Source organism: Pseudomonas sp. 9.3L (assembly GCF_058536285.1).
On record NZ_JBZUBK010000001.1, the window covers coordinates 4,081,148 to 4,095,432 of the forward strand.

The following is a 14,285-nucleotide window of genomic DNA, read 5'->3' on the forward strand; positions in this document are numbered from 1 at the left end:
ATGGATAACTGCCCACAGGCCGCCACGGTGTCTATATGAGCAATTGGATCAACCTCGCCCGGGACCAGGAAACGGGCATAGAAACCCTGCATGCCCACTTTGCAGGGCATGCCCATGCCTATGACCCGCACTGGCACGACACGTACCTCATTGGTGTCACCGAGCAAGGGGTGCAACGATTCAACAGCCGCAGGGCGCGCCATGACAGCCTGCCCGGGCAGGTATTCATGCTGGAGCCGGGGGACATCCACGACGGTGATGCTCCCAGCCCCGAGGGCTTCACCTACCGCATGCTGTACTTACAGCCCGCCTGGCTAGAGCAGGCGCTGAGCGGGTTATTCATGGATAACATCCGGGCGGGGCTGCCCAGCATTGGCAGCGTGCTTAACAATGACCCCGCCTTGGCCCAGGCTACCTTGTTCGCGTTCAATACCCTTCACCAGAAAGACGTGCGCCTGGTTAAAGAAGCCGCGTTAGACGGCTTGCTTGAGCGCCTGGCCAACCACGTGCGCCGCCCGGCCGGGCTTGGCGAGGCAGTGCGGGCACCCGCCATAGCGCGCAGAGCCCGTGACTATCTGATTGCGCACCATGAGCAGGACGTGAGCCTGCACAGCTTGGCAGCGGCCTGCGGTATCGATCGCTTCAGGCTGACCCGTGCGTTCAAGGCCGCCTATGGGCTGGCACCCCATGCCTGGTTGATTCAACTGCGTCTGAGCCGAAGCCGGCAGTTACTGGCGGCAGGCGCGCAGCCCGCCGAGGTGGCCAGCCGGCTCGGGTTTGCCGACCAGAGCCATTTGGGCCGCTGGTTCATGCGCGTCTATGGCATTACTCCAGGGGCCTACCAGCGCGAGACCAAGCGCTGAACAAAGCTTCAAGACCTGCAATCCGGAAGCCTTCAGAGTAGGCCTTCACTCTTCTGAGGCCTGTGACATGCTTGCGTTTATCCTCTTCGCCTTTGTGGCTTCCATTACCCCTGGCCCTACTAACCTTATTTTATTTAGCACCAGCGCACGCTGGGGGCTTAGGCCGTGCCTGCCGGTCATTCTCGGTGCCGGCGCAGGCGCCGCAGTGCTCGTCTGGGTCGCGGGTACTGGCGCCAGTGGGCTATTGCTACTGCCAGGCGTTCATCCATGGCTCAATGCCATAGGCCTTGGCTGGATGCTATGGCTGGCCTGGCAAATCTTTACCGCCCCTGCACCTTCAATCAGCCCACAGGCACAGCCGCAGCCCAAAGCGATAGGGTGGGTCGGCGCCGCGTTGTTGCAGTGGGTCAATCCCAAGTCGTGGCTGATGGCCGTGGCCGTCATAGGCGTGTTCACGGCTCAAGGTCAATCACTAAGCACACTGTGTCTGGTGTTCTTTGTGGTATCGCTGCCGTGCCTGGGCGCTTGGGCGTTGCTGGGTCAGGGTGCAACGCGGTGGCTCAAGCGCCCAGGCCAGCTACAGATGCTGAACCGCTGCCTGGCGGTGCTTCTGGTCATTTCATCCGTAGCCGCGCTGTTACAGGCTTGATTCCCAAGGCGTGGGCGCTGAAGCTAGCGCCTTTAGGAGACGCCCATGAATCTGCAAGAACTGACCACACGCATGCACCGTATCCGCGATGCCAACGAGTGGCGGCGCTACCACAGCCCCAAAAATCTGGCCATGGCCGCCAGTGTGGAGATGGCCGAGCTGGTCGAAATCTTCCAATGGCTTACCGAAGCACAATCCAAATCGCTCCCTCCAGATCAGCTTGCCCATGCGGGCCAGGAAATTGGTGACGTGGTGCTGTACCTGTTGTTGCTGTGCAGCGAGCTGGGCCTGGACATGAATGACGTGGTGAGCGCCAAGCTGGCGGACAACGAGCGGCGGTTCGCCCGATGAAAGACCGCCACTTCGATGCCCTGGCCACACGCTTTGCCAACAAGATCTACGGTGGCGCCAAAGGAGAAATCCGCTTGGCCGTGCTGCAGGCCGACTTGAACGAGGTCCTCCCCTCCAGGCCGATGCGTGTATTGGATGTAGGCGCCGGGCTAGGCCACATGGGCGCCTGGCTTGCAGCCCAGGGCCACCAGGTGACTTTGGTCGAGCCTGCCGAGCCGATGCTTGAGGCTGCACGGCAACGCTTTGCCGATGCCAACCTGGAAGCCACCTTCATTCACGCTCCGTGGCAATGCTTGGGCGACCATATAAACGAGCAGGCCTACGATCTGGTGATTTGCCATGCGGTCGTGGAGTGGTTGGCGGAGCCAGCTGCCATCTTCCCCGCACTGGCGCGTTGGGTAGCGCCCGAAGGGTGGCTGTCATTGGCCTTCTATAACCGTGACGCCCTGGTATACCGGAACCTGCTAAAGGGCCACTTTCGTAAGCTAAAGGGCGAAAGCCTGGCGGGTGAGAAGCAGAGCCTTACCCCTCAAACGCCACTGGACCCGCGCCAGCTGGAAGCGCAACTCAATGGCGCCTGGCGGGTCGAACACCGTAGTGGGGTTCGCGTGTTCCATGACTACATGCCTATGGATTTCCAGGCCAAGGCCAACGTACCCGACCTGATTGCCATGGAGCTTGAGTACCGCCGTCACCCCGCGTTCGCGGGCTTGGGGCGTTACCTGCATTGGCTATGCCGCCCGATTGCACACCTCTGAGGAGGCCTCATGCGCCGTCACCTCTGCGCCCTACTGAGTTGCCTGGCCCTGGCAGCGTGTCAGTCACCCAATCCCTACGTCGCCAGTTCGTTGCCATTGCCGCCGGCCCCGGCCATGGCCGCTCATACCTTCGATGCAAGCGCCTATCCCGCAGCGCCTCGTGATTATGGGCGCTACCAACGCTGGGCATGGGTAAACGACCGCGTCCCTGCGGGCAGCACCTGGGCCACCCCGGAGCAAATCGCTGAAGCAGTAAGTGCAGGCCTGGACCAACGAGGCCTTCGCCCTGCTCGGGCCGAGGCGGCAGATATCAGAGTGGCCGTCGAACTTCGACAGGAACGCCGGCTCCAGCAGGTGCAAGAAGACTACGGCGGCTATTACGGCCCAGGCTATCGCCCCTACGGCGGATATGGCAGTTATGGTGCTCCGTCCGTCGTACGCACGTATGAAGTGTACGTAACCGTTGTAGGCATTCACCTGTTCGACGCCGCCAACGGCCAAGAAATCTGGAGCGCGGCTGCCGATACCGCTGCCCAGGGCAGCCAAGGCCAGCGGGTGGACGCATTGCGTACAGCGATCAACCGTGCCCTGGGCAGTTATCCCCCCAACTGACGTTCGTGAGGTTCCCAATGCGTAGACTGCTGTGGCTGTGCTGCCTCCTGGCCTTGAACCTGAGTGGTTGCCAGGTTGACCCGGTAAGCCGGGACTATGACACCTCACGGGATTTCGCTCGCTACCGGACATGGTCATGGCAAGCGCCTGCGCTGCAATATCGACCGGATGACCCTCGCATCCACAGCGACCTGACCGAGCAGCGGTTGCGGCAGGCTGTTGCCGATCAACTGGAGCAGCGTGGCCTGCGACAGGCAGACAAGGCCGCACCTGACATCAGGGTGCAAGCCTGGCTGATCATAGATAACCGCCAGCAACAGGTCACTACCCGGTACGGCGGCCCTTGGGGCCCAGGTTGGGGCGGCGGCTGGATGAACCAAGGCTGGAATGAAACCCGCAGCCTTGACTACCAGGTGGCTACCCTGCAGCTGGACGTATTCGACGGCCAAGACGGCAAGCTGGTATGGCGCGCCAGCCAGGCGCAGATCGTAACCGACGACCGTGCCAGCCCTGCCGAGCGCGAGGCCACGTTGCGCCAGACGGTCAACGCCCTGCTGCAGCAGTACCCTCCACGCTAAGTCTCGCTCAGAGGGGCTTCGGGCTATGTGTGTTGATAGGTGTTCGGGCGGTTAATCACCTCGGCTCGCCAAGCGCCGAAGACGAGAGGAAAACCAAGCGGCTCGGGAACCACTCACGGCGTCGGGTGACCAAAGCCACGCACCCGGCGCCCGCCGGCAACTGGAACGACAGCATGCAGGTAGAAGGCTTTTTCGAATGGCTGGGCCAGGCGCTCGGCGCGGTTATCCGCTTTATCGTGGATGGTCTGGAATGGATATTTGGCGGCCTCGCCCATGCTGGCGGCAATTTTGTCGAAGGGCTGTCACGCACGCTGGGCATGGACACCTCGCTCATCAGCATTCTCGCCCTGGTCGTGGGGCTGATTCTGCTGTTCTCGGCGGTGCGCGCCTTTATGCGAGCCAGCATCGTGATGGGGATCATCTGGGCCCTGCTCGGGCTTTGGCTGTTGAGCTGGATCATGCATTAACCTCACGGCGGTTTGCGCTATGGTAATGCGCCCCGTTGCCCGAGGAGCCCTCCGTGGGTGTGAGCATGACCCTATTTGCGCAGGACTGGCGCCACCGCCCTACTCACCGTAGGGTCTGGGCTTTGGCAGCGCCGATGATGTTGTCCAATATCTCGGTACCGCTCGTTGCCTTGGTAGACAGCTCCGTGATTGGCCATCTGCCCCATGCCCACCAGTTAGGGGCAGTGGCTATCGGCGCAAGCCTGTTTAGCCTATTGGCGTGGGCCTTCGGATTTTTGCGCATGGGCGCTACCGGCTTCGCCGCTCAGGCCGCCGGGCGTGGCGACGGTGACAGCCTGCGTCAGGTATTGGCGCAGGGCCTGTTGCTGGCGCTAGGGTTCGCCGCACTGCTGGGCGTACTTTCCATTCCCTTTAGCCAGCTCGCACTGGCGTGGATGCACCCCTCACCCGCACTGGTCAGTAGTACATTGGCGTTCTTCCATGTGCGCTTGCTCGCATTACCCGCCACGTTGGGCAGCTTTGCCCTGGTAGGGTGGTTCCTCGGCACCCAGAACGCACGGGCCCCCTTGGCCATGCTGCTGGCCACCAATGGCCTGAACGTTGTACTTAACCTGAGCTTCGTGATTGGCCTGGGTTGGGGAGTGGCCGGTTCGGCCTGGGCCTCGGTCATCGCAGAATGGTTTGGCCTGGGGCTGGGGTTAGCCTTGGCAAGGCCGGCCCTCAACGCTTACGGTGGCCGTGTCCCTTGGCAACGGCTAAAACAATGGCCCAGTTGGTCGCCGTTGTTGCGTGTAAACCGCGATATCTTCATCCGCAGCCTGGCGCTGCAGGCCGTGTTCTTACTGATTACCTTACAAGGTGCTCGCCTGGGTGACGCTACCGTGGCCGCCAATGCGCTGCTACTCAACGGTCTGCTGCTAACCGCTCACGCCCTGGACGGCCTGGCCCACGCCGTGGAAGCCCTGTGCGGCCACGCGATAGGTGCAGGTGACCGCTCGGCCCTGCGTCGTTCCCTGGTCGTCGCTGCAGGCTGGTCGTTGCTGGCCAGTCTGGGCTTCGTGGGCTTGTTCAGCGCGTTCGGGCACTGGTTTATCGAGCTCCAAACCAACATACCCGAGGTACGGGAAACAGCCGGGCGCGCACTCCCGTACCTGGCAGTGCTGCCCTTGATAGCGGTATGGAGTTACTTGCTGGATGGGTTGTTCATTGGTGCCACTCGCGCCAGGGAAATGCGCAACGGCATGCTTGTGAGCCTGCTGCTGGCACTTCCCTTGGCCTGGGCAACGCGCGGCTGGGGAAACCACGGCGTATGGCTGAGCTTCCTGGGCTTTATGGCTGCCAGGGCAATGACATTGGGTGCCATCGCCCTGAAACTTGCACGCACGCGTCAGTGGTTAGCTCACGACGACAGGTAGGACGAACGGGTGAGGCCCAGACGAAGGGCATCCAGGAAGGTGGTGCGCTCACGCGCGCTGATCTTGGCGCTGGCGACCTTGTCACGGTAATGGGTCATCAGCTCTTCAGGCGACAGGTGTACATAGCGCAGCATGTCCTCAATGGTGTCGTGGGTCTCGATACCGGCGTGGTACACGCTACCGTTAGCGTTCTGGTAGATATTCACCGAATCGGTGTCACCGAACAGGTTGTGCATGTCACCCAGAATTTCCTGGTACGCACCCACCAGAAACACGCCCAGCATGTAATCCTCGTCTTTATTGACAGGGTGCACGGGCAGGCTGGTTTCAATGCTCTGCTCATCCACGTACTGCTTGATCTTGCCGTCCGAATCGCACGTCAAGTCTTGCAGCACAGCGCGGCGAACGGGCTCTTCATCCAGGCGATGCAGGGGCAATATGGGCAGCACCTGCCCAATGGCCCAGGTGTCGGGCAGGCTCTGGAATACCGAGAAATTGCAGATGTACTTGTCAGCGAGCTTGTCGTTGAGCTCGTCCAGGATCGCGCGGTGGCTGCGCTGGCGGGCCTTGAGCAGGTTATGCAACTTGCGGCACACCGCGTAATAGCATTGTTCGGCCAAGGCCTTTTGCGCCAAGGTGACCTTGCCATCGGCGTACTGCGCTGCAATGTCGCCAATGTAGTGGGTGGCGCGCCAGTAGATCTCGGTCACCATCTCCGGGTCGGTAGGGCCCAACAGGTCTGCCAGCCATTGAAGCGTTTCCGGCAGCGTTTCGGGGGCTGGCAACTCTGGGGTTTCGTCGTTGTGGCGCTCCACGTCCGTGACTTGCATCACCAGCACGGCGTGGTGAGCCGTCAGGGAGCGGCCACTTTCAGAGAAGATGTGCGGGTGGGGCAGCTCCTGCTCGTTGCAGAACTCTTTGAGCATGCCAACCACCACGCCGGCGTAGTCGTCCATGTCGTAGTTGATGGAGCTTGCATTGCGCGAATGGGTGCCGTCGTAGTCCACGCCCAGGCCGCCGCCCACGTCAATGTGGTCAACCGGCAGCCCAAGGTTGCGCAGTTCCCCGTAGTAACGGATCGCTTCCTTGAAGCCGTGCTGGTAATCGGCAAGGTTGGCGATCTGCGACCCCATATGGAAGTGAAGCAAACGGATGCCCTGCTCCAGCCCTGCTTCGGTAAAGCGCGCCACTACGGAGATCAATTGCGCCGCAGACAACCCGAACTTGGATTTTTCGCCGCCGGTGTCCGCCCACTTGCTCGACGCCAGGGACGACAAACGAACGCGCAAACCCACTTGAGGCTTGACCTTCAGCTCAGCGGCTTCTTCGATCACCAACTGCACTTCGGACTCCTTCTCGATCACGATGAACACGTTGTGACCGAGCTTCTGCCCAATGAGCGCCAGGCGAATGAACTCGCGGTCCTTGTAGCCGTTGCAGACGATGGTACCGCCCTTGGGCGCGAGGGCCAGCACTGCCATGAGTTCGGGCTTGGAACCTGCTTCCAGGCCGATGGACACATCCTGGGTGGCGATGATGTTTTCCACCACCGCTTCCTGCTGGTTGACCTTGATCGGGTACAAGGCGGTGTACCGGTTCTGGTATTCAAGCCGCTCGATATTGGCATCGAACGCACCGGTCAGCTGCCGCACGCGGTGTTGAAGAATATCCGGAAAACGCACCAGCAACGGCAGCGACAAGCCGCTCTTGCGTAGCTGCTGCACTTGCTCGAACAGGTCGATAGGCGCGCTGTCGGGCCCATTGGGCCTGACTTCCACGCGCCCCGCCTCATTGATCGCGAAGTAACCTGCGCCCCAATGCCTGATTCCATAAACGCTACGGCTGTCCGCAACGGTCCATTGGCTGCCATCGTCTTTGCGCGTGCGTCGTACGGACATCGAAGTCCCCTGTAAATAGGCCCAGCCAACAAGACGCTGGCCTGTCGGCGAATGGAAAAAGTGGTAAAGGCGCTTGGCGGATAGACCCCACTCGCAGCGCCGAGTTTAGAAGCGTTCAACCACCGGACTTCTTCGCCTTGTACCCCTGTCGGGCCAGTTCGGCCAGCAACAGGTCAACGTGGTCGCCCTGTATTTCAATGACGCCGTCCTTGAGCGCGCCCCCGGAACCACACCGGCGTTTGAGGTCGGCGGCCAGGGTTTTAAGCGCTTCAAGTGCCAGCGGGACCCCGGTAACAGTCGTTACCGTCTTGCCACCGCGCCCCTTGCTCTCTCGGCGCACGCGGGCAATGCCGTCGCCTTCAGGCACTTTTGCCTGAGCGCACAGGCAATCGGCCACGGGCTTGCCACACTCAGGGCAATGCCGGCCGCTATCGGTGGAGTACACCAGACCACCCAGCGAGGCAAAGGAAGAGGCTTTTTTAGCCATTGGCAATCCTCTGTAGGATTGAAAGGGGCGCGCAGTTTAACGGCAAAAAGGGCCCGTGCTAAGGCCCACGCCACTGCAATTTAGAGAAAGTGGGGCCGCCTGATTCAGTTTGGCCGCCCAGGCAATTAACCAAGCAGGTGAGGAAAGTAGCGCCGCAACGCTTCAAGCGAGTCAGGGCACCAGGGTTCGTGCGCCACATGCGTCGCCAATGCGTGCGGCTCAAGAAAACACACCTGGCTTATTTCTTCAGCCTGCACCTGCAAAGGGCCACCCCACACGGTAGAAAACACACCGCACCACAGCCGGTTACCGGGCGCTTCGAACAGAAACCGCCCGTGCTCGCGCAGGGGTATGCCTGTCACGCCCAACTCCTCAGCCAACTCACGGGCCGCCGATGCCTCATAGGTTTCGCCTGCCTGCACCATGCCGCCTGCGGCCGCATCCCAATAACCTGGATACACAGCCTTGCTCAGGGTGCGCTGTTGGGCGCAGAGCCTGCCTCGTTCGTCGAACAGCACGATGAACGTACCCCGGCCGATCAACCCTTGGGCACGCAATTGTGCCCTGGGCATTTCCCCCAGCAACCGATCCTGATCGTCCACCCACGCGATGAGCTCACGGTCGGACGCCGCGCGATGGGCTGCCTCGGCAGCCCCAATCAGGGGGCTTTCCATCATCCCTGAGACAGCAACTGACGCAAATCCAGCACTGCCGCGTTGGCGCGAGAAATATAGTTGGCCATGACCAGCGAATGGTTAGCGAACACACCAAACCCGCTACCGTTGAGTATCACCGGGCTCCATAGCGGCGCCTGAGAGGCTTCAAGCTCGCGGATGATCTGCCGCACGCTGACGGTCGCGTTCTTCTTGGCCAATACGTCAGCGAAGTCCACCTCGATGGCACGCAGCAGATGCGACAGAGCCCACGCCTCGCCCCGCGCTTCATAGAACACGTTGTCGATCTGCATCCAAGGCGTTTCTACGAATTGCTCTTCCAGTTGCGGCGCGCTGCCTGGGGCGAAGTTTTCTACCTTCACCGTGGTGTCCAGCTTTACCCGGCCAACACTGGCGGACAATCGCTGCGACAACGAGCCTAGGCGCGTAGAGACGTCCCCGAGCCAGTTATTGAGGTTGTCGGCACGGGCATAGAAGAACGCGTTAGGGTTGGGGTCGGTAAGACGACGCTGGTAGTTGCTCAGCGACTTCAGGCCTTCTCGGAACTCAGACTCGCTAGAGGGCAGCATCCAGCTCTTGTTGTCGAAGTTGAAGCGTGGCTCGGCGCGAGCCAAATCCCCATCCTCGGTGGATTGGGACTGGGAGCGGGCAAAGTCCTTACGCAAGGCACGACTCAGGTCACGCACCTGGACCAGCACGCCATACTCCCAGCTTGGCATGTTATCCAGCCACACGCCGGGGGGCAGACGATCGTTGGACAGGTAGCCACCGGGCTTATCCAACAGGGTGCTGGCCACTTGCTTGAGGGTTTCGGCGGTCGTGAACCCTACGACCATCTGCCGGCCTTCGCGCTGTATCGCCCCTTGAGCGTTCTGCTGCACCGAGAACAGATCGGGCTCACGGCTCCAGTAGATCCCCAGCACGATCACGACCAGCAGGTACAGCCCTACTACCGTCAGCAACGCACGGCTGAGCAATAGGCTGCGCCAGTGCCCTTTCGCAGAGGTTGTTGCCTTGCCGCTCGCCGGGGACGCCCCAGGCGAATCAGGGGTGTCTGTACGTTTCTTCCAGTCGAGCATTGGATTGTCCTTTCATGCTTGCGGGTGTTCGGTTCGACAGCGCCGGTTCGCTATGGTGCAACGTGCCACGGGTGCCGCCTGAATAGCGGCGGGCCCCACTGTTCATGGTAGCCCGCACTATAAAGTAGGCTGGGCAGGCCGCCTACCCATACCCTTGGCACGCTTGGAGCAGGTGGTACGCCGTGCCAGAGGCCAGCTCGCCTCTAATGCTGAGCTAATCGGTACGCTGCAGAGTGGTCCAGGCGCTGGATGGCCACACCGCGTTGATTTTAGTCACATACGCGGTACGGCCCACCCTCTCGCCTTGGTTATGATGCACCCCGACTATCCCGATGAGGCTCCTATGCACCGTTTGTTACTCGCCTTGCTGCTATTGATGTCTCTTCCTGCTACCGCTGATTTACTGGGGAGCCGTCCGAGCGCGGCAATTGGGTCGTCATCGGTAGGCGGCGAGCGCTTTCTTCCCGTTCGCGAAGCATTCCAGCTCAGCCAGGTCGCCGACTCGCAAGGCACCATCGGTCTGCGCTTTGTGGCTGCCGAAGGCTACTATCTGTACCGCCATCGCCTGCAATTCACCACCGAGCCTGCCGGCATAGATCTTGGCCCACCCAGCCTGCCTGCCGGTGACAAAAAACATGACGAATACTTTGGTGATGTGGAGGTGTACCACAACGTAGTAGATGTCCAGATCCCCCGCCCTTCGCAAGCGAGCCAGGCCTTCACCCTAGTCGTGACGTATCAAGGCTGCGCGGATAAAGGCTTGTGTTACCCACCGGAAACCGAGCGACTGGCCGTTCCGGCCCTCGCTAGTGCCGAGGGTTCCTCCCCCGCTACGCCATCGTCAACGCTCTCGGTACCCTCCGGCTGGGGCTGGCAAGACCTCGCGCTGTTCTTCCTGGCGGGGCTGGGCCTTACTTTCACCCCGTGCGTATTGCCAATGCTGCCTATCCTGTCGGGCGTGGTATTGCGAGGCCAGGTCGGCGGCCTGCGAGGGTTGAGCCTCTCGTTGGCCTATGTGCTGCCGATGGCCGCATGCTTCGCCCTATTGGGCGCCCTGATGGGGCTATTCGGGGCAAGCCTCAACCTTCAATCGCGCCTGCAATCGATGTGGGTCCTGGTTCCGTTTGCCTTGTTCTTCGGCCTGTTCGCCCTTGCAATGTTCGGCACCTTCGAACTTCGCCTTCCACGCCGGCTGAACGACTGGCTCGATAGCCTGGCCGGGCGCACGCAAGGGGGCTCACTGTTAGGCGCTGCCGCGCTAGGCGTGTTGTCCAGCCTGCTGGTGTCCCCCTGCGTATCGGCCCCGCTGGCTGGCGCGTTGCTGTACATCAGCGCAAGCGGAGATGCGGTGGGCGGCGGGCTCAAGCTCCTGGCACTTGGCCTTGGCATGGGCGCGCCGCTGGTGCTGATCGGTACCGGCGGCGCCGCGTGGCTACCCCGCAGCGGCCCCTGGCTGGAGTCGGTCAAGCATGCCATTGGCGTACTGCTGCTGGGCCTGGCTATTGCACTGCTCAGCCGGGTGTTGCCTGGCCCTGCGGTGCTGGTACTGGTCGGCCTGCTGGCCACAGGCATCGGTGTGTTCCTCGGTGCATTGGACATTGCGCCCGGCAAGCCTGCTGCCGCGCGCCTTCGACAAGTGGCTGGGTTGCTCTGCGTAACCTATGGCCTGGCCTGCTGGGTAGGTGCGTTCAGCGGCGGCGGTAATCCTGTGCAGCCCTTGGAGCGCACGCAGGTGACGGGGCAATCGGGCCCTGCTCAGGCGCAGGCCTGGCAAACCCTCACCGACGTCACGGCGCTTGAGCAGGCCTTGGCGCAAGCGTCTGCGCAAGGCACTCCGGTGATACTGGATTGGTATGCCGATTGGTGCATCAGCTGCAAAGTGATTGAGCGCGAGGTGCTTAATCAACCTGCGGCCGTGGCCAAACTTGAGGGGTACCGCACGCTGCGCTTCGATATCACCTCAAGCACCGCGGCACAGCGCGCACTCCTTGACCGTTACGGCCTGTTCGGCCCGCCCATCATCCAGTTCTTTGCTGCCAACGGCGGTGAAATCCAGAGTTCGCGTATCGTAGGGGAAATCGACCTTGCAGGCTTTCTTGCCAAACTTCCTTAGGAGTAGCGCGGTACCACGAGCGCTTCCCTTTGGGTAGCAAGCCCAACCCACCGCCATCCGCTTCGTATCAGTCAAATAAATGTCGGTATTCTCGCCAATTGTGCGGGCAGCTTCGCCAAACTGGACAGTTCGCTGTTATTTGGGCATAGTCGGCCCCGCATTTGATTACAAGAACCTTAGAAAGGGTCCGACGATGGTGGTTTTGCCTGCATCTTCTGCAATGGCTTACCCAAAGGTAGTGCTGCCGGGGCGTTGTGAAGTGACGCGGTGCCTGCGGTGAGCATCCCACACCCTGACGCGCTGTTTACCCATGTGCGCTCAAGGACATACGTATCAGCCCCGGCGGCGTCAAGCATGCCGAGGCTTGCGGCCAACAGTGCCGATGTCAACCGACCGGGCTGCCAGGCCATTCAGGACACCCTGAACCCTTTTGCCTTTAAACCCCTGACCCATGCGGGAGTTGAAGTTCATGGATATTCGTAAAGTAAAGAAACTGATCGAGCTGCTGGAAGAATCCGGCATCGATGAGCTGGAAATCAAAGAAGGCGAAGAATCCGTACGGATCAGCCGCCATAGCAAGGCGCCTGCGCAGCAATTCTATGCCGCGCCTCCGGTTGCACCTGCGCCGGCTCCTGCCGCCGCGCCGGTTGCCCCAGTGGCTGCCGATGCCGCTCCTGCTGCTCCAAAGCTCAATGGCAGCGTGGCACGCTCCCCGATGGTGGGCACCTTCTACCGCAAGCCATCGCCTGCGTCGCCTAACTTTGCCGAAGTGGGGCAAACGGTGAAAAAAGGCGACACCCTGTGCATCGTCGAAGCCATGAAAATGATGAACCACATCGAAGCCGAAGTCAGTGGTGTCATCGAGTCCATCCTGGTGGAAGACGGGCAGCCGGTTGAGTTCGACCAGCCGCTGTTCACCATCGTTTGACCCGCGGAGAGCCTGCGATGTTGGAAAAAGTTCTGATCGCCAACCGCGGCGAGATCGCCCTTCGTATCCTTCGCGCGTGCAAGGAACTGGGCATCAAGACCGTCGCGGTGTATTCCACCGCCGACCGTGAGCTGATGCACCTGGGCCTGGCCGATGAATCTGTTTGCATAGGCCCTGGCCCTGCCGCGAAATCGTACCTGCATATCCCGGCCATTATCGCCGCAGCCGAAGTGACCGGCGCCACTGCCATTCACCCTGGCTATGGCTTCCTTGCCGAGAACGCAGACTTCGCTGAGCAGGTCGAGAAATCCGGCTTTGCCTTCATCGGCCCCAAGGCCGACACCATACGCCTGATGGGTGACAAGGTCTCCGCCAAGGACGCCATGAAGCGTACAGGCGTGCCTACCGTGCCGGGCTCCGATGGCCCACTGCCTGAAGACGAAGCCGAAGCACTACGCATCGGCCGGGAAGTGGGTTATCCCGTCATCATCAAGGCCGCTGGTGGCGGTGGTGGCCGTGGTATGCGCGTGGTTCACAAGGAAGAAGACCTCATCGCGTCGGCCAAGCTGACCCGCAACGAAGCGGGTACCGCGTTCGGCAACCCTATGGTGTATCTCGAAAAGTTCCTCACCAACCCACGTCACGTGGAAGTGCAGGTGCTTTCCGATGGTCAGGGCAGCGCCATTCACCTGGGTGACCGTGACTGTTCTCTGCAACGCCGCCATCAGAAGGTGCTGGAAGAAGCGCCTGCGCCTGGGATCGACGAAGCGGCCCGTGAAGAAGTATTGGCCCGCTGCGTAAAAGCGTGCATCGAGATCGGCTACCGTGGCGCCGGAACGTTCGAATTCCTTTATGAGGATGGGCGTTTCTACTTCATTGAAATGAACACCCGCGTACAGGTCGAACACCCGGTATCCGAGATGGTCACCGGTATCGACATCGTGAAGGAAATGCTTAGCATTGCGGCAGGCAACAAGCTGTCGTTCACCCAGGAAGACGTGGTCATTCGTGGTCACTCCCTGGAATGCCGGATCAATGCTGAAGACCCGCGCACCTTCATTCCGAGCCCAGGTACGGTCAAGCACTTCCATGCACCTGGCGGCAATGGCGTACGGGTAGATTCGCACCTGTACAGCGGTTATGCAGTGCCACCGAACTACGACTCGCTGATCGGCAAGCTCATTACCTACGGCAAGGACCGCGACGAAGCCATGGCGCGCATGCGCAATGCGCTGGATGAAATCGTCGTAGACGGCATCAAGACCAACATCCCCTTGCACCGGGATCTGGTCCGCGATGAGGGCTTCTGTGAAGGGGGTGTCAACATTCACTACCTGGAACACAAGCTGGCAGAAGAAAAAGCTCGGTAATATCGATCGTCGCATGCCAGGCATTCCCGGCATGCGGCGATAA

15 protein-coding genes are annotated in these 14,285 nt (G+C 61.0%); 11 read left to right on the plus strand and 4 right to left on the minus strand.

Going from position 1 to position 14,285, the window contains the following annotated elements:
* The first annotated feature begins 35 nt into the window (after positions 1-35).
* The 8 genes from AC4LE2_RS18935 (at position 36) to AC4LE2_RS18970 (ending at position 5,693) form a co-directional block, all read left to right on the plus strand.
* Positions 36-863: an AraC family transcriptional regulator gene (locus AC4LE2_RS18935; protein WP_491827392.1), complete on the plus strand. Its 828-nt coding sequence runs from the start codon at positions 36-38 to the stop codon at positions 861-863.
* A gap of 67 nt (positions 864-930) precedes the next feature.
* Complete coding sequence (locus AC4LE2_RS18940; protein WP_491827394.1) at positions 931-1,512, plus strand: LysE family translocator; 582 nt, start codon at positions 931-933, stop codon at positions 1,510-1,512.
* Between the two features lie 45 nt (positions 1,513-1,557).
* The gene (locus AC4LE2_RS18945; RefSeq protein ID WP_491827396.1) at positions 1,558-1,863 is read left to right on the plus strand and encodes a MazG-like family protein; all 306 of its coding nucleotides are present in this window, start codon (positions 1,558-1,560) and stop codon (positions 1,861-1,863) included.
* The gene (locus tag AC4LE2_RS18950; RefSeq protein ID WP_491827398.1) at positions 1,860-2,621 is read left to right on the plus strand and encodes a methyltransferase domain-containing protein; all 762 of its coding nucleotides are present in this window, start codon (positions 1,860-1,862) and stop codon (positions 2,619-2,621) included. Before AC4LE2_RS18945 ends, AC4LE2_RS18950 begins: the two co-directional genes overlap by 4 nt.
* Positions 2,622-2,630: 9 nt before the next feature.
* The gene (locus AC4LE2_RS18955) at positions 2,631-3,233 is read left to right on the plus strand and encodes a DUF4136 domain-containing protein (RefSeq protein ID WP_491827400.1); all 603 of its coding nucleotides are present in this window, start codon (positions 2,631-2,633) and stop codon (positions 3,231-3,233) included.
* Positions 3,234-3,250: 17 nt separating this feature from the next.
* Positions 3,251-3,811, plus strand: coding sequence for a DUF4136 domain-containing protein (locus AC4LE2_RS18960; RefSeq protein WP_491827401.1), 561 nt, complete (start codon positions 3,251-3,253; stop codon positions 3,809-3,811).
* Positions 3,812-3,984: 173 nt separating this feature from the next.
* Positions 3,985-4,278: a hypothetical protein gene (locus AC4LE2_RS18965; protein WP_491828180.1), complete on the plus strand. Its 294-nt coding sequence runs from the start codon at positions 3,985-3,987 to the stop codon at positions 4,276-4,278.
* A 65-nt stretch (positions 4,279-4,343) separates the two neighbouring features.
* Positions 4,344-5,693 (plus strand): MATE family efflux transporter, encoded by a 1,350-nt coding sequence (locus tag AC4LE2_RS18970; RefSeq protein WP_491827403.1) that lies wholly within the window; start codon positions 4,344-4,346, stop codon positions 5,691-5,693.
* On the opposite strand, the gene speA is transcribed toward AC4LE2_RS18970, so the two are convergent.
* The 4 genes from speA to AC4LE2_RS18990 form a co-directional block, all read right to left on the minus strand.
* A complete protein-coding gene (gene speA, locus AC4LE2_RS18975; protein WP_491827405.1) occupies positions 5,678-7,591 on the minus strand; it encodes an arginine decarboxylase in 1,914 nt (637 codons plus the stop codon). The genes AC4LE2_RS18970 and speA overlap by 16 nt on opposite strands.
* Before the next feature lie 115 nt (positions 7,592-7,706).
* Positions 7,707-8,078, minus strand: coding sequence for a translation initiation factor Sui1 (locus AC4LE2_RS18980; protein ID WP_491827407.1), 372 nt, complete (start codon positions 8,076-8,078; stop codon positions 7,707-7,709).
* 125 nt (positions 8,079-8,203) lie between these two features.
* Positions 8,204-8,755, minus strand: coding sequence for an NUDIX hydrolase (locus tag AC4LE2_RS18985; protein ID WP_491827408.1), 552 nt, complete (start codon positions 8,753-8,755; stop codon positions 8,204-8,206).
* Positions 8,752-9,831, minus strand: a complete 1,080-nt coding sequence (locus AC4LE2_RS18990) for a DUF2333 family protein (protein WP_491827410.1) — start codon at positions 9,829-9,831, stop codon at positions 8,752-8,754. Before AC4LE2_RS18990 ends, AC4LE2_RS18985 begins: the two co-directional genes overlap by 4 nt.
* Before the next feature lie 343 nt (positions 9,832-10,174).
* On the opposite strand from AC4LE2_RS18990, the gene dsbD reads away from it, so the two are divergent.
* The 3 genes from dsbD to accC all read left to right on the plus strand — a co-directional run bounded on the left by dsbD (position 10,175) and on the right by accC (position 14,242).
* Positions 10,175-11,944, plus strand: coding sequence for a protein-disulfide reductase DsbD (gene dsbD, locus AC4LE2_RS18995; protein ID WP_491827412.1), 1,770 nt, complete (start codon positions 10,175-10,177; stop codon positions 11,942-11,944).
* A 469-nt stretch (positions 11,945-12,413) separates the two neighbouring features.
* Entirely contained in the window at positions 12,414-12,872 is a 459-nt protein-coding gene (accB, locus tag AC4LE2_RS19000) for an acetyl-CoA carboxylase biotin carboxyl carrier protein (protein WP_491827414.1), read from the plus strand.
* A 17-nt stretch (positions 12,873-12,889) separates the two neighbouring features.
* Positions 12,890-14,242 carry an acetyl-CoA carboxylase biotin carboxylase subunit gene (accC, locus tag AC4LE2_RS19005; RefSeq protein ID WP_491827416.1) on the plus strand — a complete coding sequence of 451 codons (1,353 nt, stop codon included), beginning with the start codon at positions 12,890-12,892 and terminating at the stop codon, positions 14,240-14,242.
* Positions 14,243-14,285 lie beyond the last annotated feature (43 nt).

Bases quoted from the DNA above. Each gene is read 5' to 3' on its own strand.
- AC4LE2_RS18935 (WP_491827392.1), top strand. From the start codon at position 36: ATGAGCAATTGGATCAACCTCGCCCGGGACCAGGAAACGGGCATAGAA.
- AC4LE2_RS18940 (WP_491827394.1), top strand. From the start codon at position 931: ATGCTTGCGTTTATCCTCTTCGCCTTTGTGGCTTCCATTACCCCTGGC.
- AC4LE2_RS18945 (WP_491827396.1), top strand. From the start codon at position 1,558: ATGAATCTGCAAGAACTGACCACACGCATGCACCGTATCCGCGATGCC.
- AC4LE2_RS18950 (WP_491827398.1), top strand. From the start codon at position 1,860: ATGAAAGACCGCCACTTCGATGCCCTGGCCACACGCTTTGCCAACAAG.
- AC4LE2_RS18955 (WP_491827400.1), top strand. From the start codon at position 2,631: ATGCGCCGTCACCTCTGCGCCCTACTGAGTTGCCTGGCCCTGGCAGCG.
- AC4LE2_RS18960 (WP_491827401.1), top strand. From the start codon at position 3,251: ATGCGTAGACTGCTGTGGCTGTGCTGCCTCCTGGCCTTGAACCTGAGT.
- AC4LE2_RS18965 (WP_491828180.1), top strand. From the start codon at position 3,985: ATGCAGGTAGAAGGCTTTTTCGAATGGCTGGGCCAGGCGCTCGGCGCG.
- AC4LE2_RS18970 (WP_491827403.1), top strand. From the start codon at position 4,344: ATGACCCTATTTGCGCAGGACTGGCGCCACCGCCCTACTCACCGTAGG.
- speA (WP_491827405.1), bottom strand. From the start codon at position 7,591: ATGTCCGTACGACGCACGCGCAAAGACGATGGCAGCCAATGGACCGTT.
- AC4LE2_RS18980 (WP_491827407.1), bottom strand. From the start codon at position 8,078: ATGGCTAAAAAAGCCTCTTCCTTTGCCTCGCTGGGTGGTCTGGTGTAC.
- AC4LE2_RS18985 (WP_491827408.1), bottom strand. From the start codon at position 8,755: ATGATGGAAAGCCCCCTGATTGGGGCTGCCGAGGCAGCCCATCGCGCG.
- AC4LE2_RS18990 (WP_491827410.1), bottom strand. From the start codon at position 9,831: ATGCTCGACTGGAAGAAACGTACAGACACCCCTGATTCGCCTGGGGCG.
- dsbD (WP_491827412.1), top strand. From the start codon at position 10,175: ATGCACCGTTTGTTACTCGCCTTGCTGCTATTGATGTCTCTTCCTGCT.
- accB (WP_491827414.1), top strand. From the start codon at position 12,414: ATGGATATTCGTAAAGTAAAGAAACTGATCGAGCTGCTGGAAGAATCC.
- accC (WP_491827416.1), top strand. From the start codon at position 12,890: ATGTTGGAAAAAGTTCTGATCGCCAACCGCGGCGAGATCGCCCTTCGT.